This is a genomic window from Stenotrophomonas maltophilia, assembly GCF_039555535.1.
Classification (GTDB): domain Bacteria; phylum Pseudomonadota; class Gammaproteobacteria; order Xanthomonadales; family Xanthomonadaceae; genus Stenotrophomonas; species Stenotrophomonas maltophilia_Q.
In genome coordinates, this window is sequence record NZ_CP154630.1 from 2,010,385 (window position 1) to 2,033,589 (window position 23,205).

The window sequence follows — 23,205 nt, forward strand, 5'->3', positions numbered from 1 at the left end:
AGCCCATGCTCGGCTGTTGTAGAGCGGAGCCGAGCGTGGGCTCGGCTCTACAGAAGGCCGCGCCCGGCGGACGCCGTCATCACCCGGGCGTGCCGGTGAACCACCCGCGCAGGAAATCGATCAGCTGACGCACCTTCGGCGAGGGCTGCGTGCTGTGCGGGTAGACCGCGTACACGCTCTGCTGCGGGAAGCGGTGCTGGCGCAGTACCGGGCGCAGCCGGTCCTGGGCCAGATCGTCCTCGATCAGCCAACGTGGCAGCACGGTGACCCCGGCGCCGGCCACGGCGAAAGCGCGCAGGCTGCTGGCACCATCTACGCGCACTACCGCATTGCCCGGGTTGGTGGCAAACAAGGCGTCGCTGCCATCCGGCGCTACCACCGGCACATCGGCCAGGCGCGGGTAGCCCAGGCGGGGCAGGGTGCCCAGCTGCACGGGGTCATCGGCAGCATCGGCAGAGGGCAGGCGTACGAGCAGGGACGGAGCCGCCACCGCGCACAGTGGATGGCGTTCCAGCTCGCTGGCATGCAGCCCTGAATCCGGCAGGCGGCCGAGGCGGATGGCCAGGTCGAAGCGTTCGGGAATCAGGTCGGCCGGTGCCGGTGAGGTCGACAGGTGCAGCTGCAGGGCCGGGTGCCGCGCACGGAAGGCCTCCAACGCAGGAATCAAGCGTAGCTGGGCGTACTCCGGCGTGGTGGTCAGGCGCAGCACGCCCTGCAGCTGATGCTGGTCGCGGCGCGCGGCATCGATCGCTGCCTGTGCGGCGTCCAACGCCTGCACGCAGTGCTGCAGGAACTGTTCGCCGGCCTCGGTCAGGGCCAGGTGGCGGGTGCTGCGCAGCAGTAGGGTCACGCCCAGCTCCTGCTCCAGCCGCTTCAGGTTGAAGCTGACCACCGCGCGGCTGAGGCCGAGCCGATCGGCTGCTGCGGTGAGGCTGCCGGCCTCGACCACGGCGCGGAAGATATCGAAGCGATCGAGGCTGACCATGGCAATTCATTGTCAAAGTGGATTTGACAGTGTTGCAGTTGCTGTCGTGTTTTTCCAACAAGGCCCGCACGGCATGCTGGCCGCTTCCCTGTTGGAGCGCCGCCGATGCCGTCCCCCCGCCTGCGCCATGAGGCGATCTTCCTGCTGGTATTCGCCCTGGATCTGGGCAACATGTTCATCGCCACGGTGGCCTATCCGGCATTGGCAGCGGAGCTGCACGCCGACGTCAGCACCCTGGCCTGGGTCGGCACGGCGTACATGCTGGGCCTGAGCGTAGTGATTCCGCTGGCGCCGTGGCTGGCCGCGCGCTGTGGCGAGCGTCGCCTGCTGCTGGTGGCGTTGCTGTTGTTCGCGGTCGCCGCTGTGCTGGCTGGCGCAGCGCCAGGAATCGGCTGGCTGCTCGGCTGGCGCCTGCTGCAGGGCCTGGCCGGTGGCCTGCTGATTCCCGTGGCGCAGGCAGCCGCCTATCGACAGTGCACGCCGGGCCAGCGTGGCGCGCTGACCCGCCGCATCCTGCTGGTTGCGCTGCTGGTACCAGCACTGGCGCCCGCGCTCGGTGGGCTGCTGGTGCAGTGGTTGTCCTGGCGCGGTGTGCTCTGGGCCAGCCTGCCGCTGGCCGTGCTGGCGATTGGACTGGTGCTGGCGTGGATGCCGGCCGATGGCGCGCGCAGTGCGCCGCGCCTGCAGGCCTATGCGCTGTCTACCGCGATGCTGGCGCTGGGCGCGCTGCTGCTGGCGCTGACCTGGCTGGGCGAACCCGACCATCGGGCCGCCGGTGCCGCATTGCTGCTGATCGCATTGCTGCTGGCGGCATTCCACCTGCGGCATGCACGACGGCAGGCGCACCCGTTGCTGCGCTGGTCGCTGCTGTCCCATCGCAGGCTGCGGCTGGCAATGCTGGTGTATCTGGCAGTGCCCGGCGTGTTCATCGGCAGTCAGCTGGTCAGCACGCTGCAGCTGCACCAGGCCGGTTACAGCGCCGCGCGCATCGGCGCATTGATGCTGCCGTGGGCGCTGGCCTCGGCCATCGCGATCACGGCCAGCAAGCGCCTGCTGGCCCGGTTCGGCCCGGCCACGGTACTGCGCGTGGGCATGCTGCTGCAGGCCAGTGGGCTGCTATTGATGGCGCTGCTGCCTCAGCCCGCCTTCGCATCGGCCGCGCTGTTGTTCGCGCTGATGGGCGCTGGCGGCAGCCTGTGCAGCAGTACCGCGCAGACGCTGGCCTTCCATGGCGTGGAGGGGGAGGCGCTGGGCGATGCCAGTGCCCTCTGGAACCTCAACCGCCAGCTCAGTTTCTGCCTCGGTACTGCGGCCATCGCGCTGCTGCTGGCACTGGCCATGCAATGGCTGCCGGCCCATGCCACCGGCGTGGCGCTGGGTCTGGCCGCCGTACTTACCCTGCTGCCCCTGGCGCTGTTGCGCCGGCCGCAACAGCTTTCCTTTCCGCAACCCGAGAATGCCTGATGGATACCACCGCAGAACATGAAATCCACCACCTGCACGACAAACTGCAGGGCTGGTTCCGTGCCGACGTCAGCACCGATGCGCTGGATGGTCTGATGGCCCATTTCTGCGCAGACTTCAGCATGGTCGGCATCGCAGGGCGGCGGCTGGATCGCGATGCCGTGCAGGCGCTGTTCGTGGGAGGCCATGGCGCGCGCGCCGGGTTGCAGATCAGCATCGAGGCCGTGCAGGCCGTGGAAGCGCCGTCACCGTTGGCGGTGCTGCGTTATCGCGAAGGCCATTCGATCGATGGCGGCACGCCTGCTTGGCGGGAGTCGCTGGCGGTGCTGCGGCAGGAAGCCGGGTGCTGGCGCTGGCTGGCCCTGCACGAAGTGCCGGCGGCCTGATGTTGTAGAGCCGAGCCCAGGCTCGGCTGGGGCCACCGCAACCTGCCCGAAAAGCAGCCGAGCGTGGGCTCGGCTCTACAGCGTCGGGTCTGCGCACGCCTACCCGGCCGCACATGTGCCATCAGTCCTGCCTGCATCCGCCGCAGAATGCAAAGTCCGCCCACACCTCATGGCTCAAGGCAGGAGTAGGCTTGAGGCTTTCCTGCCGGGAGGGGTTGTCCATGCGTGTGCGTGCCGTCGCTGTAGCCATTGCCCTTTGCCTGTCCAGCACCGTGCTGGCCGCCGATACCCCGCCGATGACCCCGGACATCAGCGGCAAGCCCTTCGTTGCCCCTGATGTCGGTCGTGACTACGACAAGCGCGTGGTGATGGTGCCGATGCGTGATGGCACCAGGCTGTATACGGTGATCGTGGTGCCCAAGGGCGCCCGCAATGCCCCGATCCTGCTGACCCGCACCCCCTACGATGCCGCTGGCCGCGCCAGCCGCAGTGATTCGCCGCGCATGCGCGACCTGCTGCCGCAGGGCGACGAGGTGTTCGTCGACGGCGGTTACATCCGCGTGTTCCAGGACATCCGTGGCAAGTACGGCTCCGAAGGCGATTACGTGATGACTCGGCCGTTGCGCGGGCCGTTGAACAACACCCAGGTCGACCACTCCACCGACGCCTGGGACACCATAGATTGGCTGGTGAAGAACGTGCCGGAGAGCAATGGCAAGGTCGGCATGCTCGGCTCGTCCTACGAGGGCTTCACCGTGGTAATGGCGCTGACCGACCCACACCCTGCGCTGAAGGTGGCCGCACCGCAGAGCCCGATGGTCGATGGCTGGATGGGTGACGACTGGCTCAACTACGGTGCATTCCGCCAGGTCAACTTCAACTATTTCGCGATGCAGACCGAGAAGCGTGGCAAGGGTACGCCACTGCCCAGCCTCGGTTACGATGACTACAGCACCTTCCTGCGCATCGGTTCGGCTGGCGACTACGCGCGTTTCACCGGCGTGGACCAGCTGACCTGGTGGAAGAAGCTGGTCGAGCACCCGGCCTATGACGGCTTCTGGCAGGGCCAGGCGCTGGACGCGGTAATGGCGAAAACACCGTTGAAGGTGCCGACCATGTGGCTGCAGGGCCTGTGGGACCAGGAGGACATGTGGGGTGCCAACCACGCCTACCAGGCGATGGAAGGGCGCGACAGCGGCAACAACCGCAACTACCTGGTGATGGGCCCGTGGCGACACAGCCAGGTGAACTACAGTGGCAGTGAGCTGGGCGCGCTGAAGTTCGATGGCGATACCGCATTGCAGTTCCGTCGCGATGTGCTCAAGCCGTTCTTCGACCAGTACCTGGTGGACGGTGCGCCGAAGGCCGACACGCCGCCGGTGCTGATCTACAACACCGGCGAAAATCACTGGGATCGCCTGAAGGGTTGGCCGCGCAGCTGCGACAAGGGCTGTGCTGCCAGCAGCAAGCCGCTGTACCTGCGTGCCGGCGGCAAGCTGGCGTTCCAGGCGCCGGCGGCGGGCGAGGGCGACTTCGAGGAGTACGTGTCCGACCCGGCCAAGCCGGTGCCGTTCGTGCCGCGTCCGGTCCGCTTCGGTGACCGCGACATGTGGACCACCTGGCTGGTCAAGGACCAGCGCTTCGTCGATGGTCGCCCGGACGTGCTGACTTTCATGACCGAACCGTTGACCGCGCCACTGCGCATCGGCGGCGCGCCGGTAGTGCACCTGCAGGCCTCGACCAGCGGCACCGACAGCGACTGGGTGGTGAAGCTGATCGATGTGTATCCGGACCAGGAGGCCTCGGCGCCGGAGATGGGCGGCTATGAGCTGCCGGTGTCACTGGCGATCTTCCGCGGCCGCTATCGTGAGAGCTTCAGTGATCCGAAGCCGCTGGCGGCCAACCAGGTGCTGCCGTACCGCTTCGACCTGCCCAACGCCAACCACACCTTCCAGAAGGGGCACCGGGTGATGGTGCAGGTGCAGTCCAGCCTGTTCCCGCTGTATGACCGGAACCCGCAGACCTACGTGCCGAACATCTACCTGGCCAAGCCGGGCGATTACCAGAAGGCCACGCAGCGGGTCTGGCACAGTGCGGCGCAGGCCAGCTACATCGATCTGCCGGTGTATTGAGGTTGGTGAGATCCGCCGGGTGTGCGATGCCCGGCGGCTGCGGTAGTGCCGGCCGCTGGCCGGCAACTGCAATGGCGCGAGAGCGTGTCGACCAAGGTCGACACCTACCAAGGCACTGGTCTTCACCCCACCTTCGAGGGGCCCGTGCGCCAGCGGCTGGGGACCAGGCCGAAGCGCTTGCGGAATGCAGCGGCGAAGTTGCTGGGGTGGCGGTAACCACTGGCGGCAGCGGCCTGCTCGACCGTCCAGCCGTCCTCGCGCAGGCCCTGCTCGGCATGGCGCATGCGCTGTTCGTGCAGGTAGTCGAACACAGAGCTTCCGTACTGCTGGGCGAAATGACGGCGCAGCGAACTTGGGCTCATGCACGCCAGCTGCGCCAGCTCGACCAGGCTGTGGGCGTGGCTGGGGTCGTCATGCAGGTAGGCACGCACGCGCTCCAGGCGCTCGCGCTGGCCGGCCCGCAGCGTTCGTACATGGTCGGTCTGCAGATCCTCGGCCTTCAGGCCAACGGCCAGCAGCTGCAGTGCAACGCCCTCGCGCCACAAGGCGTCGATGCCATCTTCCCATGGGCTGTCGAACAACTGGCCGAGTACCGGCAGCAGGGTATGCGGAATGGCCCAGTGGCGGCATTCCAGGTGGCTGTTGAGCGCGGTCTCCAGCTGCGGCAGATGGAACAGATCCGGATCGATCTGGCCGGGCACCATGACGCTGACGCCGCGCATGCGCGTTTCGCCGGGATGCGCACCGGTCATCTCGACCTGCTCGCGGTGGTGCGCGGTCATCGCCGTGCCGGCGCGCAGGGTGAAACCACCGCGTCGCGGAATGCGCACATCGACCTGGCCCTGCAGCATCACGCGGATGGCCAGGCCGGGGCTCTGCTGGGCGGTCGCTACATAAGGAAAGCGATTATGGACGTCGGAGGCGATCAGGCTCATGCCGCCGCGCAGGAATTGCTCGTTGACCTCGCCATGGCCGGCCCACTGGTCGTCGCGCAGGTGTTCCGGGTCAGCGCGGTAATCGAAGCCATGACGGTGGCCAAAGCGGCGGTAATCGGCAAAAGTGAAGTATCGGGACATCGCTCGGCACGTACTTTGGAGGTGGACGCTGGCATTACCTCGCCCACGCGCTCTGCAACGCAGATGCAGATCCGGTCGTTACCCGCGCAGGCATGCTGGGAAGCAGTGGCGTGGGCACTCTGGATGGCTGGGGAAACGCCAGGTTGAATGGAGTGTGTCGAAGAAACTGGAAACGTTTCCCATTGTCGCCTCGATTCGCGCGCTTTTGATTCCAATAGGGTCAAAACGATTGACGATTACGGCCAAAGTGAAAATGCCGCCGAGCATACGCAGGCGTTTTGCATGCATATCCGTACGTAATTCCATACATCAACTTGAGTTGAGGTTTCATGGCTGGAACGATCGCCCGTAGACGCGGTGTCAGCCAGGCCATCACAGGCACGCGCGTAGGGTGGGGCGGTTGGCTGCTGCAGGCCACTTCGATATCCCCACTGATGGAGAACGCAGATGATTGACTACCAACTCACCGGCAAGACCGCGATCGTGACCGGCGGTGTGTCCGGCATTGGTCTGGCCGTGGCGCAGACCCTGGCGGCGTCCGGCGCGCGGATCTCGGTCTGGGACCTGAAGCAGGATGCGGTGGATGCGACCGTGGCGCAGTTGCGCGATGCCGGTGCGCAGGCGATTGGCATCGCGCTGGACGTCACCGACGATGCCGCGGTGGAGGCGGCGGTGCAGCGCACGATCAACGAACTCGACGGCCTGCATGTGGCGGTCAACAACGCCGGTATCGGCGGGCCGGCCGCCAGCAGCGGTGACTATCCGATCGATGGCTGGCAGCGGGTCATCGACGTCAACCTCACCAGCGTGTTCCTGTGCCAGCGTGCGCAGATCCGGGCAATGCGATCCGCTGGAACCGGCGGCAGCATCATCAACATGGCCTCGATCCTGGGCCAGGTGGGGTATGCCGGTTCCACCGCTTACGCGGCGGCCAAGCACGGCGTGGTCGGGCTGACCCAGACAGCCGCGTGGGAACATGCTGCCGACGGTATTCGTGTCAACGCGGTCGGCCCGGGCTTCATCAGCACGCCGCTGCTGGAGAAGATGGACCCGAAGGTGCGCACGACGCTGGAAGGGCGCCACGCCCTGAAACGCCTGGGCACGGCCGAGGAAGTGGCGGCACTGGTGGCCTGGCTGGCCAGCGACGATGCCTCGTTCGCGACCGGTACCTACTACGCCATCGATGGTGGCTACCTGGCGCAGTGAGCGAATGCGGTCAGTAGATCCACGCCATGCGTGGATGACAGCGTGGGGTGAAGAAGGCGTGCCATCGCCTTCACCCCCGTCCCACGATCGCCACGCGACGCTCCGGGAAACTCCCGGAGCCTGCCCATGGAACTCACCCAGGATGTCTCGATCCTGCTGCGCGTAGCCGCAGCGATGCTGTTCGGCGGCGTGCTCGGTGTCGAGCGCGAAATGGGCAAGCACGCCGCCGGCCTGCGCACGCACATGCTGATCGCCGGGGCCGCTGCGCTGATCGTCGGCCTCGGCGACTCGGTCGCCGAACATTTCCAGCAGGAGCGCTATCGCGACCTGTTGCAGGTCGACCCGGTCCGTCTGATCGAAGCGGTGGTGGCCTGTGTCGGCTTCGTTGCCGCCGGCACCATCCTGCGCGGCTCGCGCGAAGACCAGGTCAGCGGATTGACCACTGCCAGCTCGTTGATCATGGCGGCGGCCATCGGGATTGCGGTGGGGATCAGCAAGTACGTGATCGCCATTGGAGTGAGCGTGCTGTGTGTGCTCGTGCTGGCGGTGATGCGGCGGTTGGAGAAGAAGATCTCATAGGGGAGGGGGCGGACGAGGTTGCCAGCCAGCGGCCGGCACTACCACGGGTAGTCATAATGGTAAGACCAATATGTGATCTAGCCCTATGGTCTAATAGGCGCTTCGTCAGTGTGGCGGTTAAATCCGCTCTACGTGGCCTGATCAAGATCGATATTGGTAAGACCAATGATCGACAGGCACGGCGACCCACCGCCTGCGGTGGAGCACATCCCGCCCCCAGTCGAGAGCTTTCATGCAGCCCTGGCAACACCTGTACGACCCCGCCGGCAACCTGTGGTTGTCGAGCCTGATCGCGCTGCTGCCGATCGCGTTCTTCTTCGTTGCCCTGGCCGTGCTGCGCATGAAGGGCTGGCTGGCCGGCACCATCACCGTGGCCATCGCACTTGGCGTTGCGCTGCTGTTCTACCGCATGCCGCTGACCCAGGCGCTGGGTGCGGCTGGCTTCGGCTTCGTCTATGGGCTGTGGCCGATCGCCTGGATCATCATCGGCGCGGTGTTCCTGTACAAGGTCTCGGTCAAGACCGGGCAGTTCGACATCATCCGCGCCTCGATCCTGTCGGTCACCGAAGATCAGCGCCTGCAGATGCTGATGGTCGGCTTCGCCTTCGGTGCCTTCCTGGAAGGTGCGGCCGGTTTCGGCGCACCGGTGGCGATCACCGCGGCGCTGCTGGTTGGGCTGGGCTTCAAGCCGCTGTATGCGGCTGGCCTGTGCCTGATCGTCAACACCGCGCCCGTGGCCTTTGGTGCCATGGGCATTCCGATCATCGTGGCAGGGCAGGTCACGGGGCTGGATGCGTTCGAGATTGGCCAGATGGCGGGCCGCCAGTTGCCCTTCCTCACCATCATCGTGCTGTTCTGGATCATGGCGATCATGGATGGCTGGCGCGGCATCAAGGAAACCTGGCCGGCGGTGCTGGTTGCGGGTGGCTCGTTCGCCATCGCCCAGTACCTGACCTCCAATTTCATCGGCCCGGAACTGCCGGACATCACCGCGTCGCTGGCGTCGCTGGTGTGCCTGACCCTGTTCCTGCGCCGCTGGAAGCCGGTGCGGATCTTCCGCTTCGACACTGAAACCAGCGCCGAAGCGGCCGCCCAGGCACTGGAAGCGCCGCGCTACAGCGTTGGCCAGATCGCCAAGGCGTGGTCGCCGTTCCTGATCCTCACTGCGATGGTCACCCTGTGGAGCATCAAGCCGTTCAAGTCGCTGTTCGCGGCGGGCGGCCCGCTGGAAGGCTGGGTGCTGAAGATTCCGGTGCCGGGGCTGGACCAGCTGGTGCAGAAGATGCCGCCGATCGTGGACGCGCCGCTCAGCTATGAGGCGGTCTATAAATTCGACTGGTTCTCGGCCACCGGGACCTCGATCATCCTCGCGGCGGTGATCGCGATCATCGCGCTGCGCATGCCGGCCCGTTCGGCGCTGCAGACCTTCGGCGAGACCGTGCGTGAGCTGCGCATGCCGATCTACTCGATCGGCATGGTGCTCGCGTTCGCCTTCATCGCCAACTATTCGGGCCTGTCGGCCACGCTCGCCCTCGCGCTGGCGCACACCGGCGATGCGTTCCCGTTCTTCTCGCCGTTCCTGGGCTGGCTGGGCGTGTTCCTGACCGGTTCGGACACCTCGTCCAATGCGTTGTTCTCGGCACTGCAGGCCACCACAGCGCAGCAGATCGGCGTGTCCGACGTGCTGCTGGTAGCGGCCAACACCACCGGCGGTGTCACCGGCAAGATGATCTCGCCGCAGTCGATTGCCATTGCCTGTGCGGCGGTCGGCCTGGCCGGCAAGGAATCGGACCTGTTCCGCTTCACGGTGAAGCACAGCCTGGTCTTCACCACGATGGTCGGCCTGATCACCCTGGCCCAGGCCTACTGGCTGACCTGGATGATTCCCTGAGCCATGCCACGCCGGCCATCCCTCTGCCGCGTGCTTCGGGCCACAATGGCGCCATGAGCATGCAACGCATTTCCGACAAGGTGGCCGCACAGCTGCGCGGCCTGGTGCAGGAACAACGGCTGCAGCCCGGTGACCGGCTGCCGGCCGAGCGCACCCTGGCGGTGCAGCTGGGGGTCTCGCGCACGGCGCTGCGCGAAGCGATCGCGCAGCTGGCCAGCCAAGGCCTGCTGACCGCACGCGTCGGTGGCGGCACCTACGTAGCCGAACCTGCGGCGCGCGCGAGGCAAGCGCTGGATGAACCGCTGGCGCCGTACCTGCCGCTGTTCCAGGGCGACCCGGAATACCGCTTCGACGTGCTTGAGATCCGCCACGCACTGGAAGGCGCCACCGCCTGGCATGCTGCATTGCGCGCCACCGACGAGGACCGCGCGCGCATCGCGCAGGCGTTCCAGACCATGATGGATGCGCACGGCAAGGACGACCCCACCGGCGAGGCCGAGGCCGACGCGGCCTTCCACCTGTCCATCGCCGAGGCCTCGCACAACCTGGTGCTGCTGCAGGTGATGCGAGGCTTGTTCGAGCTGCTGCAGACCAACATCTCGCAGAGCCGCGAGAAGCTCTACACCTCGGCGAGGACCTTCTCGCCGCTGTCCGACCAGCACCGCGAGATGATGGATGCGGTGCTGGCCGGCGACCCGGAACGCGCGCGCGCCGCCGCGCATGCCCACCTCGAGTTCGTGCACACCACGCTGCGCACCCTCGATGACAACGAAGCCCGGCGTGCGCGGGCCTCGCGTCTACCTTCCCCACACGGTTGACCCCATGATCATCTCCGCCTCCACCGATTACCGTGCCGCAGCGCAACGCCGGCTGCCGCCGTTCCTGTTCCACTACATCGATGGCGGCGCGTATGCCGAGCACACGCTGAAGCGCAACGTTTCCGACCTGTCCGACATCGCGCTGCGCCAGCGCATCCTGCGCAACATGTCCGACCTGAGCCTGGAAACCGAGCTGTTCGGCGAAAAACTGGCGATGCCGGTGGCGCTGGCGCCGGTCGGCCTGACCGGCATGTACGCGCGGCGCGGTGAAGTGCAGGCGGCGCGCGCGGCCGACAGCCGGGGCATCCCGTTCACCCTGTCCACGGTGTCGGTCTGCCCGATCGAGGAAGTGGCCCCCGCCATCCAGCGGCCGATGTGGTTCCAACTGTATGTGTTGCGCGACCGAGGCTTCATGCGCAATGCGCTGGAGCGGGCGCAGGCCGCCGGCGTGACCACCCTGGTGTTCACCGTGGACATGCCGGTGCCGGGCGCGCGCTATCGTGACGCGCACTCCGGCATGAGTGGCCCGAACGCCTCGCTGCGCCGCATCGGCCAGGCCATCACCCACCCGCACTGGGCGTGGGACGTGGGCCTGTTCGGGCGCCCGCATGATCTGGGCAACATTTCCACCTACCGTGGCAACCCGACCGGGCTGGAGGACTACATCGGCTGGCTGGGCAGCAACTTCGATCCGTCCATTTCATGGAAGGACCTGGAATGGATCCGCGAGTTCTGGAAGGGCCCGATGGTGATCAAGGGCATCCTCGACCCGGACGACGCACGCGATGCGGTCAAGTTCGGTGCCGATGGCATCGTGGTCTCCAACCATGGTGGCCGTCAGCTCGACGGCGTGCTGTCCACCGCACGCGCACTGCCGGCCATTGCCGACGCGGTGCAGGGCGATCTGAAGATCCTCGCCGATTCGGGCATCCGTACCGGGTTGGACGTGGTGCGCATGCTGGCGCTGGGTGCCGACACCGTGCTGCTGGGCCGCGCGTTCGTCTATGCGCTTGCGGCACAGGGCGAGGCCGGCGTGGCCAACCTGCTGGACCTGATTGCCAAGGAAATGCGGGTGGCGATGACGCTGACCGGCGCGCGCCGCATCGCCGATATCGGCCGCGATTCACTGGTCAGCCTGCCGTGAGTGGCCACGACGCGGTGCTCGCGCAGTTGCGCGACGCGGTCGGCAGCCGCCATGTACTGACCGACGACAAGGCCACGCGCCGCTTCCGTCGCGGCTACCGCTTCGGCGATGGCCCGGTGCTGGCGGTGGTGCGCCCGGGCACGCTGCTGGAGCTGTGGCGCGTGCTGCAGGCGGCGGTGCAGGGTGGGGCGGCGATCATCCTGCAGGCGGCCAACACCGGCCTGACCGGCGGTTCGACCCCGGATGGCAACGACTACGGTCGCCCGATCGTGCTGGTCAGCACGCTGCGCCTGACCGGCATCCAGCTGTTGAACGAAGGGCGCCAGGTGCTGTGCCTGCCCGGCGCGACGCTGGACCGGCTGGAGCAGACACTGGCACCGCTCGGCCGTGAGCCGCATTCGGTGATCGGCTCGTCCTGCATCGGTGCGTCGGTACTCGGCGGCATCTGCAACAACTCCGGCGGCGCGCTGGTGCGCCGTGGCCCGGCCTATACCGAGCTGGCACTGTACGCGCAGGTCGACGCGCAGGGCCGGTTGCAGCTGGTCAATCATCTGGACATCGCGCTGGGTGATACGCCCGAGCAGATCCTGCAGCGCCTGCAGGCCGGCGACTACACGGCGACGGACGTGGGTGACGGCGACGGCCGTGCGGCCTCCGATCCGCGCTACGCGGAGGAGGTGCGCAGGGTCGACGCCGAGACCCCGGCGCGCTTCAATGCTGACCCCAGCCGTCATTACGAAGCGGCCGGTTCGGCCGGCAAACTGGCGGTGTTCGCGGTGCGCCTGGACACCTTCGAGAAGGAAGCTGCCGAGGTCTTCTACATCGGCAGCAACCGCACTGACAGCCTCACCGCGATCCGTCGCCAGCTGCTGACCGGCTTCGAGCGCCTGCCGATTGCCGGTGAGTACATCCACCGCGATGCCTATGACATCGGTGAACGCTACGGCAAGGACAGCTTCCTGCTGATCGACCGCCTCGGCACCGCGCGCGTGCCGGCCGCGTTCGCCCTGAAGAGCCGCGTCGATGGCTGGTTCGAGCGGTTGGGCCTGCGCGGCGTGACCGATCGGGTGATGCAGGTGCTGACGGGCCTGCTGCCTTCGCACCTGCCCAGGCGCATGGGTGAGTTCCGCCAGCGCTATGAGCATCACCTGCTGTTGAAGGTGTCCGCGCAGGACGCAGCGCAGACCGAAGCCTGGCTGCGCGATTTCTTCGCTGGCCACGAAGGCGGCTATTTCCACTGCACGGCGGAGGAGGGACGCAAGGCGTTCCTGCATCGCTTTGCCGTGGCCGGTGCCGCAGTGCGCTACCGTGAAGTGCATCGTGACCAGGTGCAGGACATCGTCGCGCTGGACATCGCGCTGCGACGTGACGACGCCGACTGGTTCGAACAGCTGCCGCCGGAGATCGACGGCCGCCTGCTGCACAAGCTGTACTACGGCCACTTCCTGTGCCACGTGTTCCACCAGGACTACATCGCCCGCAAGGGGGAAGACCCGATGGCGATCGAGCACGCAATGTGGGCATTGCTGGACCAGCGTGGTGCCGAGTACCCGGCCGAGCACAATGTCGGTCACCTGTACCCGGCCAAGCCGGCGCTGGCGGGCTTCTACAGGCAGCTTGATCCGAGCAATACGTTCAACCCGGGCATCGGCCAGACCTCGAAGGCCAAGGGGTGGGGGGGCTGCGACTGCGGATGATGTAGAGCCGAGCCGGCGCTCGGCTGGTATTTGTGGTGAGAAGCAGTCGAGCAGGCTCGACGCCGCCTGGTCAACGGTTACCATCGGAAGCCCATACGCAGGAGCCGTCCATGCCCACCGCTGCCGCCCGCGCCACCCTGTGCACTGCATTGCTGGCAACCCCGCTGCTGGTGCTGGCCCAGGGCGCGATCCTGCCGCAGCAGCGCGATGCCGCCGGCAATGTGATGGAGCCGCTGGGGCAGGTGCTGATCGCGAATGAGACCGGACCGTCGGGGCTTTATGACTGCACGCGGGACGGCAACTGGTGCGTGCGCGTGCAGCCCGCAGCCGAGGAGGGTGATCGGCCCACCCTGCTTGAAGTGCTTGAAAAGGTGCAGGGCCAAGGCAAGCCCCACAGCTATCACGTCAGCATTGACGTGCCGCAGGAAAGCGAGCTGAAGCTCTGGCCCTGGATCGTGCGCCTGGCCCCGGGCGTCGGCAGCGATGAGCCGGTGACCGATCCGCAGCAGCGCGCCCGCCAGAACGTGCTGGTGGGCGGCATCGTCACGTTCAGCACCATGTATTCCGGTGGAGGTGCCGACGCGTCCACGCTGCAGCTGGCACGCGTGCGCCATCTGCAGGACGATATCCAGGTGGACGATGATGTGCTGACCCTGCCATGGCTGGGCAACGCGATGATCCGTGCCTGCTTCAGCGAACAGGACAGCAAGCAGCGCGCAGGTGCCTGCCACGACGAGTACGGCTTTTCGGCAAAGCTGGCGCTGGACGTTGCAGGGCAGGGGATGCCGGTGCTGCGCTACCAGACGGTGGCGACCCGGTTTCCGGCCGGTGTTTCGCGCTTCGAGGATTCGCTGGCCAAGGGGCCGCTGAAGAAGAAGGACCTGCGCACCGAGCAGGATCCGGCGTGCACCTATACGCGGCTGTTCCGTTTCCGCGAGGGCATGTTCCACCCGGACCAGGCACTTCCGGACTGCGCCGGTTATACCGAGCCCTGAGCCCTCAACCCTGGATTGTAGAGTCGAGTCATGCTCGACTCGCGTTTTCTGTAGAGCCGAGCCTACGCTCGGCTGTCACGGAAGCGCAGCCGAGCGTGGGCTCGGCTCTACAAAAACCGAGGCGGCGCTTATTCGCAGCGGGTAGCGGTGATGACGTTGTCCTTGTCCACGAACACGCGCAGGCGGTCCTGGCGGATGTCCTTGGTGGTGATGGTGCTGGGGCCGATCGGGTTGACCAGGCCGGCACCGCTTTCGGCGGACAGGCGGCGGATGTTGGGTTCGTTGGCCGGCTGGCCGATCGCCCAGCCCAACTGGCTGGCATCGCACTGGCCGCTGCCCTTGACCTGCGGGCCGGGCGTGCTGACGCAGGCCGAAAGCAGCAGGGCCGAGGCGGGCAGCAACAGGAACAGACGGAAGGTGGACATGCGAGCGCTCCTGCGCAGGGGAGATGGCGGGAACGATAGCACCCAGCGTGCGAAAGGCGTCAGCATCACGGTCATTGCCGGCAGAGCGTGGCCATTGCATAGTGGGAGGGATGACTGGCAGCACGCCAGCGGGCGAGCCGGGCCATTCCGGTGCAGGTGCTGGACACGGTATGACGGCAGGCAGTTTCCGCGACAAGGGCAGGACGATGATGGCACTGGCGCTGTCCATGCTGGGCATGGCGTTTGCCGTCGCCGCTGCCGAACCGGAACCTGCGTCGGCCGAACCCCCGGTGTTCGGTGCCTGGCGCAACCTGCAGACCGAGGCCGGCTTCGTACCGGCCCAGCGCAACCTGGCCTTCGGCATGCTGCCGCAGGCGGCGAGCCGGGGTGATCGCTTTGCCATTCTCGATCGTGAAGGCAAGCGCACGGTGTGCTGCCTGCAGGTGGCCAGTCCCTCGCTGGGCGTGGCGGCGCTGCATGAGCAGTACCACCTGCCGCAGGCCTGGGTGACCGACCTGAGCAATGGCCGCAGCCCTGCACGCCCCTATGTTCCGCACGTCTACGCGATGCAGCGGGTGGACGAGCTGGCCGACTACAGCTTCGCCGATGTACCGGGCGCCTACAGCGACCTGGGTGGGCTGCTGATACCCGAGGGAGCAGCACTGGACGCCGATGGCAGCGCGGTGCGCCTGGGCGACAGCCGCTATCCGCTGCATTTCCAGCGCCAACCGCACGCCGACGACGATGGTGCGCTGGACCGCTACACCCTGCAGGCAGGCGAGGGCGCCGCCCCGATCGTGGTTGAAGTGCCGTTCGGCACTTACTGATTGCAGCACTCCACTGGCTAGAATGCGGCGCGGCGCCGTCTGCCGTGCCTGTTCCGTGAGCCGTTGCCGTGTCCCTGCGCCCCTTCCTGCTGCCGTCCCTGCTGCTGTTGTCCGCCTGTGCCAGTGCCCCCCCACCGCCACCGGCCCATTCCGATGCGCTGTGGCGATTGATTGAACGTGATTGCCGTGGCGCCGAAGGCCCGCGGGGTGACTGTCTGCAGGTGGACGCTGCGGCGGATCGCCGCGATGTGCTGGTCAAGGACGCGCACGGTGACTACCAGTTCCTGCTGATGCCGCTGGACAAGGTCAGCGGCATCGAGAACCTCGCCCTGTACCAGCGCGGAGCGCCGAATTACTTTGCCGCAGCCTGGCAGGCCCGCAGCCATACCGAGCGGGCTCTGGGCCAACCACTGCCACGCAGCGTTGCCAGCTTGGCACTGAATTCCCCCCACGGCCGCTCGCAGCACCAGCTGCACATCCACGTCGACTGCCTGCGCGCCGATGTGCTGCAGGCCCTGGATGCACATGCCGGTGCCCTGGGCGCCCGGTGGGCGCCACTGCCGGTGCTGCTGCGCGGCCATCAGTACCAGGCCCGGCTGCTGCCGGGCACGGAGTTGACCGCCAATCCGCTCAACCTGCTCGCCTACGACCTGAGCGGCGTGGATGACGTCGGCCAATGGAGCCTGGTGGTGGCTGGCCGGGACAACGTGCAGGCTGGACCGGGCTTCATCCTGCTCGCCACCCGCGTCGACGCGGGTAGCGGCAACGAGGCCAGTGGCGAAGAGCTGCAGGATCACGCCTGTACAGTCCTGACCGGTGCTGGCGACGCGCTGGAGCGGGTGCGCTAACCCGCTGCAAGCTGGTGGCTGCGCCAGATCGGCGCAGTCAGCGCCAATAGCTGGCGGTCCTGCCAGCCCTCCGGACCCAGGTGCTGGTCGCGCAGCACGCCTTCCTGTTCAAAGCCACGGGCGCGAAGCGCGTGGGCAAACGGGGCGCCGCAGTCGGGCGGCAACATCACGAACAGGCGGTGCAGGCCGACATCCTCGAACAGGAACGGGCACAGGGCCCGCAGGGTCGCATCGGTGTGGGGATGCCAATGCTGCAGTGACAGCAGCTCGGCGCAGCGTGAATGCAGTGAATGCAGGCGGACGTGCAACTGGTCCAGCACGGTGCCGTGTTCGTCGTCGAAGACGCCCAGCATCAGCTGGTCGTTGTCCTGCTCAAGGCGCGAGCGGTGCATGTGCGCCAGGAAGCGGGCTTCTTCGTCGATGCCGGGTTGAAGATGCCGGCCGCGGCGGCGGCGGTCGTCGAACAGGCGCCAGCTCGGCAGGTCGGTGCGCTGGAACGGGCGAAGGGTGACCGGAGCCACCTGCAGCTGCAGCAGATGGCGGCGCGACACAGGGCGCAGGGCGGGGAGCACGGATGTGGGATACGGGGTCATCATCCCCGGAACGATGGCAATGCCTGGTTTGCGAGACCATTCAAAAGATTGCAAAAACGCGACGATCAGCGGGCGGAGCCTGATTCGGTTCAGGCATAAGTCCATCAGGGCTGGTCATTTCCGTTGAAACCACCCATTCAGGACACTTTCGTTACGGGATCGTTATGTGCCGCACAGGCCTCCGACCCCGTACCACCCGCCCAACTCCCCCAGGAAGCCCATGTCTGCCTCTCACAAGGCGCTGCGCCCGCGTCCGCTGGTGCTCGCGCTGTCGTCCCTGATGCTGCTCTCGTTGCCGGCCTTCGCGCAGGAAAGCGCACCCACGTCGTTGCAGGAAGTGAAGGTCACCGGCTCGCGCATTCCGCGCGCCAGCGTCGAGGGGCCATCCCCGGTGACGGTGATCAGCCGCGAGCAGATCGACGCGCAGGGCTACCGCAATGCGTTCGACGCGCTGAGCGCCCTGACCGAAAACACCGGCAACGTGCAGGGCGAGGACTTCGGCAACACCTTCACTCCGGCGGCCAACACCATCAATCTGCGGGGGCTGGGTCCGAACCGCACGCTGGTGCTGGTCAACGGCCGCCGCCAGGCCGACTACCCGCTGGCCTACGAGGGCTCGGTGAACGTGGTCAACCTGGCCAACATTCCCAGCGCCCTGATCGAGCGCATTGAGGTGCTCGCCGCGGGTGCGTCGGCGGTGTATGGCTCCGATGCCATCGCCGGCGTGGTCAACATCATCCTCAAGGACCGCTTTGAAGGCGTGGACGTGAACGTGCGCGCCGGCGGCACCCAGCAGGGCGGGGGTGACAACCAGCGCGCGCAGGTGGTCGGTGGCAGTTCCGGCGAGCGTTGGGATGCGCTGTTCGGCTTCGAGTTCGACGTGCGCAAGGCGATCCACGCGCGCCAGCGCGACTTCATGGATTCACTGGACGATGATCCGGCCGGCAAAGCGCCGCAGGCGACCGCGATCGCCTATCGCCGCAATGCTGCCACCGGCCGCAACATCGATCCTGGCGTGAGTGGCTGCGACGCGGCGTCGGACATCTATGGCGGCAGCGTGTTCCGCGCCTTCAACCCGCGTCAGGGCTGGTACTGCGGCAGCAACGAGGCCACCGCCAGCTACTGGACGGTGCAGACCGAGAAGCGCAACCTCAACGGCTACGGCCTGCTGACCTTCCACGTCAACGAGACCACCGACCTGTTCGCCGATCTGGCCGTGGGCAGCGCACGCATCACCAACAACACCCGTGCGCCCACCTGGACCTCGGCCCGCAACTACTTCTACAACCAGACCACCGGCAACCTGGAAAGCTGGTACCGCCGCTTTGCACCCGAGGAAATCGGTGGCCTGCCGCGCAATGCCAACCGTTTCCTGGAAAATTCCTGGTCGTTCAACGTCGGCGCGCGCGGCCAGATCGGTGACAGTGGCTGGGATTATGAAGCGGTCTACAGCCGCTCACGCTACGAAAACCGCACCCGTCGCCCGGTGCTGCTGGCCGGCATCAATGAATACCTGCTGGGCCCGAAGCAGGGCGTGCGCAATGGCGTGGAGGTCTATGCGCCGGACCCGGCGCGCCTGTTCCAGCCGCTGAGCCCGAACGAGTACCAGGACCTGTCCGGCTACCAGGAGAGCCGCAACGCGGCGTGGCTGCAGACCTTCAGCGCCAGCGTCAACGGCCGGTTGTTCGCACTGCCCGGTGGCGACGCCGCGCTGGCTGCGGTGGTCGAGGCCGGCAGCCAGGGTTACCGCAACCGCCCCGACCCGCGCCTGGGCACCGGCGAGTTCTGGAACACCAGCGCCGGTATCGGTGCCGGGGGCGAGCGCGACCGCTATGCCGCCGGCGTGGAGCTGCAGCTGCCGTTGCTGCAGTCGCTGACCACCACCCTGGCCGGTCGCTATGACCAGTACCGTGCCGGCGGCGAGCACATCGGCAAGGCAACCTGGAGCTTCGGCGTCGAGTTCCGCCCGATCGAGAGCCTGTTGATCCGTGGTACGGCGGCGACCAGTTTCCGGGCGCCGGACATGAACTACGTATTCGCCACCGAAACCCGCGGCTACAACCCGGGCATGACCGATTACTGGCGCTGCCGCACCGCAGGCCAGTCGTACGACAACTGCGACTACAACGGCCTGTCGATCGACTACAGCAACCGTGCCAACCCGCAGCTGCAGCCGGAATCGGCCAAGTCCTATGGTTTCGGCGTGGTCTGGTCGCCGCTGGCTGGCCTGGATTTCAGTGCCGACTACTACGACATCCGCATCGACAACGAGGTGACCAGCCTCGATACCAGCCGCATCCTGCGTGACGAGGCCGATTGCCGGTTGGGAAAAACGCTGGGTGGCGAGGCGCGTGACATCGGCTCACCGCTGTGCCAGGACGCGCTGTCGCGGGTGATCCGTAATCCGTCCAATGCCACGGTGCAGCCGGACCAGGTGACCCGCGTGCTGATCAACCCGATCAACGCCGCCTCCGAGTCGGTGCGCGGTCTGGACCTGAAGGGCAACTGGCGTTTCGATGCCGGTCGCTATGGCCACTTCACCACGCGCCTGGCCTACACGCTGGTGCTGGAGCACACGTACCGGCAGTTCTCCGACGACCCCGAGCGCGACATCCGCAATTCGCTGGATGACTACCAGTGGCGCAGCAAGGCCAACGGCAGCATCACCTGGAACCAGGGCGACTGGACCACCACCCTGTACGGCAATCGTTTCGGCTCACTGCCGAAGACCGATGGCAGTGGCCGCATCGCGCCGTACATGACCTACAACGCCAGTGTCTTCCGCCAGTTCGGCGAGAACCTGTCGGTGGGCGTGATCGTCAACAACCTGCGTGACAGCCGCCCGCCGGCTGACAAGAACGGAGGCGGCTGGCCGTTCTACCCTGTTGGCAACTACGACCCGTACGGCCGCCAGTACTGGGTGCAGCTGGATTACCGGTTCCGTTGAACCGGCAGGCGAATGAAAGGCCCGGCAATGCCGGGCTTTTCTTTGTGCACCGCACCGGTGCTGCCGCTGCGCGCATGGCATGCTGTGGCGCTACCCGGAGGAGGATGCGCATGGATGTCAGGGTGTGGAGCGTGATTGCCGTGCTGGCCATTGCCGGTTGCAGCAGCAAGCAGGCGGCCAGCGTGGATGATGCTGCGACCTAAGGTGCACTGTCAGCGGAAAAGAGCGACGTGATCCTGGGCTCGGACAACGCCTTCGCGCAGGCGATCAGCCAGCTCGAGCGGCATGCGGCGGGCCAACCGGAAGTGCAGCACCTGACCAGGCTCTACAGGACGGCCGCGACCCGGCTCATCGGCAGTGACGGCACGCTGGTGTCTTTTGCCTGTGGCTACAGCCTGTGTGTCGGCGAGATCCGAAGCCGTACCGATGACGATTTCAATGCCTGGTCCGAGGCGATCGGCATGGACAAGGCAGCCCCGGTCTACAGCCTGGCGACGGCACCGATGACATGGGGGAGGGACCAGCGTGGTGGGCGCTTCGTATTCTCGGTGGATCCGTCAGCCAACGCGATCTCGAGCCGGTGATCCGGTCGCGCCCCGTCGCGTGCCAGCGTCAGGGCAGCGCCTGCTGCAGGTATGACTCGATGACGTAGCTGAAAGGCTGCTGTTGGCGGTCGCGCAGCAGGGCGCGCACCTCCAGGATCACGCCGTGGTCGCCTTCGCCCCGCGGCGGCCAGAACGTCTGGTCGGCCAGGGTCTGGCGCTGGAAACCGAGCGGGCCGACCACGCGGCCGAACGGTTCGTCGGTGCTGTCCAGCACCTGGTTCATGGCAGGGCTGAGATGCTCCGGCAGGTACCAGTTGTCGGCCTCGGAGAGGACGCGGCTGCCACAGACCAGCTGTACGCGGCGGTAGCGCAGCTCGGCGCCGGGTGCCGCACCCAGTGCCTGCAGTACGTCGGCCGGGGCCGGCTTGTCCTGGCCGTGCACACGCACCGCGCGCACCCGCGCCTGTTCGGCCAGGCCGTGTTCGGCGCACCAGTGTTCCAAAGTGGCGGTGGCGCTCTGCCCGGACAGCACGCGCTGGTGCAGGCGCTCGACCAGTGCAGCAGGGGCGATGCGCTGCTGGCCGGGCGGTGACTGCAGCGGCGCGGCAGCCGCGGCATCGGTGGCGGACAGGCTGGCGATCGGGGCGGCGGCAAGCAGGGACGCGGCCTGCCAGCGGCGGAGACGATCGTGGCGGTCGGACGGGCCCATGCGGCATCACAGCGGAAACAGGCGCCCATGGTACCTGTTCAGGGGTGTGCACGGCGTGGCTGCGACCGTTGTCTCAGGGGTAATCATCGTTCTGGTGAATGTGTGCCATCCAGATATTTCGTTGGCCGATGGCTGTGCCGAGGCGCACGATGGCGCCATTCTTGGCTTTCCGGGAGTTCCCGATGACCCTCCAGTTCGTCCATGGCGGTGTGGACCGCAACGGTATGCCACTGCATTTCCATATCCGTGATGGCCGCATCAGCGGCCTCAATGCAGATGACAGGCCTGCTGATGGGGCGGATTGCATCGACCTGGAGGGTCTCGCGGTCCTGCCCGGCCTGGTGGACGGCCATATCCACCTGGACAAGAGCTTCGTCGGTGACCAGTGGCACCCACACCAGCCTGTGAACAGCCTGCGTGAACGGTTGGCGGTGGAAAAGGCGGCGGTGGCCGGCGCAGCACCGATGGTGGATCGCGCCGAGGCCTTGATCCGCCAGTGCAGCGGCTTCGGCACGGTGGCGATGCGCTGCCATGTCGATATCGATGGCGGCACCGGCCTGCGCCACCTTGAAGCGGTACGCGAGGCAGCACTGCGCTGCGCCGACATCATGCGCATCCAGCTGGTGGCGTTCCCGCAGGCAGGCGTGATGTCCTGTGCGGGCACCGCCGCTGTGCTGGAGCAGGCGATTGCGGCGGGCGTGGAAGTGCTGGGGGGAATTGATCCGACCACCCTCGATGGCGATGCCGAAGGCCAGTTGGCAGTGCTGTTCGGCCTGGCCGAGCGCTATGGCGTGCAATTGGACATCCATCTGCATGAGCCGGGCGAGACCGGTCTGGCCCAGTTGCTGCGCATTGCCGCGCGCACCCGGGCTGCCGGTCTGCAGGGGCGCGTTGCTGTCAGCCATGCCTATTCGTTGGGCGAGGTGCCTCTGGCGCGCGCGCTGCAGGTGGGCGAAGCGCTGGCCACGGCCGGCGTGGCAATCATGAGCAATGCACCCGGCGATCATCCATTCCCACCGCTGCGCGCGCTGCATGATGCTGGTGTGCGCGTGTTCGCCGGCAACGACAACATCCGCGACTGCTGGTGGCCCTATGGCAATGGCGACCTGCTGCAGCGGGCGATGCTGCTCGGCTATCGCTCGGGCTTCTACACCGATGACGACCTGAAGCTGGCGCTGGACATGGTCACCACCCATGCCGCGCAGGTGATCGGTCTGCCGCGCTACGGTATTGCCGAAGGCCTGCCGGCCACGTTCGTGGCGGTGCGCGCCGACCACGGCCCGGCCGCGGTGGCTGCGGTGCCGGTGGAGCGCCGCGTGGTGGTTGATGGTCGCTGGCTGTAGATCCACGCCGCGCCAACCCCCTTGTAGCGCCGAGCCATGCCCGGCGGCATTCAGGCGTAATCGTCGGCGCGGGTAGCGACGAATTCTTCCAGCCATGCCAGCAGATGTGCGATGTCGATGACCTCGCCCTGTTCGACGCGCTTGAGCAGCAGCGTGCTGGCGCCGATCTGCAGGCTGCTGTCGGCATAGCGCAGCACTGCATCGATGCCCCAGGCATCGGTGACCTGCATCCAGGCCAGGCCAGGCACGCGTTGCGCCAGAGTGTCACCGAACGCGACGCCCAGGGCTTCCCAGCCATCGCAGTCGTCACGATCGATCAGCTCGGCATCGACCACGCGCTGCAGGGTTGTGGCCGCCAGCGGCCACTGCACCGGCAACGTCGGGAAGCCCACAGCTACGCGCGCGGCGATCAGCGAGCGCTGGTGCTGCAGATGCGTCTGCAGGGCCGCGGGTAGGGGATCGAAGCGGGTCGAGGGTTGGTCGGACATGGCGAGGCGCCGTGGAGCACGGAAACAACGGGCACTGTACGAGGCGATGATGCCTGCCGTGCGGCAGGATTGATCAGATATCGATGATCAATGCGCGAGATCCACGC

The 23,205-nt window shown here is 66.8% G+C and carries 21 protein-coding genes; 15 read left to right on the forward strand and 6 right to left on the reverse strand.

Features of this window, described 5'->3' with window-relative positions:
- Positions 1 to 79: 79 nt before the first annotated feature.
- Positions 80 to 985, reverse strand: a complete 906-nt coding sequence (locus AASM09_RS09335; RefSeq protein WP_049429040.1) for a LysR family transcriptional regulator — start codon at positions 983 to 985, stop codon at positions 80 to 82.
- Positions 986 to 1,090: 105 nt separating this feature from the next.
- Between AASM09_RS09335 and AASM09_RS09340 the strand changes: the two genes are divergently transcribed.
- From AASM09_RS09340 to AASM09_RS09350, 3 genes are all read left to right on the forward strand, one after another.
- Positions 1,091 to 2,449: an MFS transporter gene (locus AASM09_RS09340; RefSeq protein ID WP_049429039.1), complete on the forward strand. Its 1,359-nt coding sequence runs from the start codon at positions 1,091 to 1,093 to the stop codon at positions 2,447 to 2,449.
- A complete protein-coding gene (locus tag AASM09_RS09345; protein WP_049429038.1) occupies positions 2,449 to 2,835 on the forward strand; it encodes a DUF4440 domain-containing protein in 387 nt (128 codons plus the stop codon). The genes AASM09_RS09340 and AASM09_RS09345 overlap by 1 nt, the downstream gene beginning before the upstream one ends.
- Positions 2,836 to 3,056: 221 nt before the next feature.
- A complete protein-coding gene (locus AASM09_RS09350) occupies positions 3,057 to 4,967 on the forward strand; it encodes a CocE/NonD family hydrolase (protein ID WP_049429037.1) in 1,911 nt (636 codons plus the stop codon).
- Between the two features lie 122 nt (positions 4,968 to 5,089).
- On the opposite strand, the gene AASM09_RS09355 is transcribed toward AASM09_RS09350, so the two are convergent.
- The gene (locus AASM09_RS09355) at positions 5,090 to 6,043 is read right to left on the reverse strand and encodes a helix-turn-helix transcriptional regulator (protein WP_049429036.1); all 954 of its coding nucleotides are present in this window, start codon (positions 6,041 to 6,043) and stop codon (positions 5,090 to 5,092) included.
- A gap of 447 nt (positions 6,044 to 6,490) precedes the next feature.
- Between AASM09_RS09355 and AASM09_RS09360 the strand changes: the two genes are divergently transcribed.
- The 7 genes from AASM09_RS09360 (at position 6,491) to AASM09_RS09390 (ending at position 14,373) form a co-directional block, all read left to right on the forward strand.
- On the forward strand, positions 6,491 to 7,249 hold the full coding sequence (locus tag AASM09_RS09360) for an SDR family NAD(P)-dependent oxidoreductase (RefSeq protein ID WP_049429035.1): 759 nt from the start codon (positions 6,491 to 6,493) through the stop codon (positions 7,247 to 7,249).
- Positions 7,250 to 7,375: 126 nt separating this feature from the next.
- Positions 7,376 to 7,828, forward strand: coding sequence for an MgtC/SapB family protein (locus AASM09_RS09365; RefSeq protein ID WP_049429034.1), 453 nt, complete (start codon positions 7,376 to 7,378; stop codon positions 7,826 to 7,828).
- Between the two features lie 232 nt (positions 7,829 to 8,060).
- Complete coding sequence (lldP, locus tag AASM09_RS09370; protein ID WP_049429033.1) at positions 8,061 to 9,719, forward strand: L-lactate permease; 1,659 nt, start codon at positions 8,061 to 8,063, stop codon at positions 9,717 to 9,719.
- Between the two features lie 53 nt (positions 9,720 to 9,772).
- Positions 9,773 to 10,537 (forward strand): transcriptional regulator LldR, encoded by a 765-nt coding sequence (gene lldR / locus AASM09_RS09375; RefSeq protein ID WP_049429032.1) that lies wholly within the window; start codon positions 9,773 to 9,775, stop codon positions 10,535 to 10,537.
- A 4-nt stretch (positions 10,538 to 10,541) separates the two neighbouring features.
- Entirely contained in the window at positions 10,542 to 11,681 is a 1,140-nt protein-coding gene (gene lldD / locus AASM09_RS09380) for an FMN-dependent L-lactate dehydrogenase LldD (protein ID WP_010485059.1), read from the forward strand.
- Positions 11,678 to 13,378 (forward strand): D-lactate dehydrogenase, encoded by a 1,701-nt coding sequence (dld, locus tag AASM09_RS09385; RefSeq protein ID WP_049429031.1) that lies wholly within the window; start codon positions 11,678 to 11,680, stop codon positions 13,376 to 13,378. The genes lldD and dld overlap by 4 nt, the downstream gene beginning before the upstream one ends.
- A gap of 110 nt (positions 13,379 to 13,488) precedes the next feature.
- A complete protein-coding gene (locus AASM09_RS09390; RefSeq protein ID WP_100443821.1) occupies positions 13,489 to 14,373 on the forward strand; it encodes a hypothetical protein in 885 nt (294 codons plus the stop codon).
- Between the two features lie 128 nt (positions 14,374 to 14,501).
- Here AASM09_RS09390 and AASM09_RS09395 read toward each other — a convergent pair whose 3' ends face one another.
- Positions 14,502 to 14,798 (reverse strand): hypothetical protein, encoded by a 297-nt coding sequence (locus AASM09_RS09395; protein WP_049429030.1) that lies wholly within the window; start codon positions 14,796 to 14,798, stop codon positions 14,502 to 14,504.
- A gap of 170 nt (positions 14,799 to 14,968) precedes the next feature.
- On the opposite strand from AASM09_RS09395, the gene AASM09_RS09400 reads away from it, so the two are divergent.
- Together AASM09_RS09400 and AASM09_RS09405 are read left to right on the forward strand one after the other, a co-directional pair.
- Positions 14,969 to 15,625: a hypothetical protein gene (locus AASM09_RS09400; RefSeq protein ID WP_049429029.1), complete on the forward strand. Its 657-nt coding sequence runs from the start codon at positions 14,969 to 14,971 to the stop codon at positions 15,623 to 15,625.
- 68 nt (positions 15,626 to 15,693) lie between these two features.
- Entirely contained in the window at positions 15,694 to 16,473 is a 780-nt protein-coding gene (locus AASM09_RS09405) for a CDP-diacylglycerol diphosphatase (protein WP_049429028.1), read from the forward strand.
- Here AASM09_RS09405 and AASM09_RS09410 read toward each other — a convergent pair.
- Positions 16,470 to 17,069 (reverse strand): GNAT family N-acetyltransferase, encoded by a 600-nt coding sequence (locus AASM09_RS09410; protein ID WP_049429027.1) that lies wholly within the window; start codon positions 17,067 to 17,069, stop codon positions 16,470 to 16,472. The two genes, AASM09_RS09405 and AASM09_RS09410, sit on opposite strands and share 4 nt — an antisense overlap.
- Positions 17,070 to 17,286: 217 nt before the next feature.
- Here AASM09_RS09410 and AASM09_RS09415 point away from each other — a divergent pair, with 217 nt between their 5' ends.
- Positions 17,287 to 20,013, forward strand: a complete 2,727-nt coding sequence (locus AASM09_RS09415; RefSeq protein WP_049429026.1) for a TonB-dependent receptor plug domain-containing protein — start codon at positions 17,287 to 17,289, stop codon at positions 20,011 to 20,013.
- Positions 20,014 to 20,243: 230 nt separating this feature from the next.
- A complete protein-coding gene (locus AASM09_RS09420; protein ID WP_238378691.1) occupies positions 20,244 to 20,597 on the forward strand; it encodes a hypothetical protein in 354 nt (117 codons plus the stop codon).
- 28 nt (positions 20,598 to 20,625) lie between these two features.
- Here AASM09_RS09420 and AASM09_RS09425 read toward each other — a convergent pair whose 3' ends face one another.
- The gene (locus tag AASM09_RS09425) at positions 20,626 to 21,267 is read right to left on the reverse strand and encodes a hypothetical protein (protein ID WP_049429025.1); all 642 of its coding nucleotides are present in this window, start codon (positions 21,265 to 21,267) and stop codon (positions 20,626 to 20,628) included.
- Between the two features lie 182 nt (positions 21,268 to 21,449).
- Here AASM09_RS09425 and AASM09_RS09430 point away from each other — a divergent pair, with 182 nt between their 5' ends.
- The gene (locus AASM09_RS09430) at positions 21,450 to 22,610 is read left to right on the forward strand and encodes an amidohydrolase family protein (protein WP_049429024.1); all 1,161 of its coding nucleotides are present in this window, start codon (positions 21,450 to 21,452) and stop codon (positions 22,608 to 22,610) included.
- 50 nt (positions 22,611 to 22,660) lie between these two features.
- Here the strand turns inward: AASM09_RS09430 and AASM09_RS09435 are convergent, their stop codons facing one another.
- Positions 22,661 to 23,098 carry a DUF3806 domain-containing protein gene (locus tag AASM09_RS09435; RefSeq protein ID WP_049429023.1) on the reverse strand — a complete coding sequence of 146 codons (438 nt, stop codon included), beginning with the start codon at positions 23,096 to 23,098 and terminating at the stop codon, positions 22,661 to 22,663.
- Between the last annotated feature and the right edge of the window lie 107 nt (positions 23,099 to 23,205).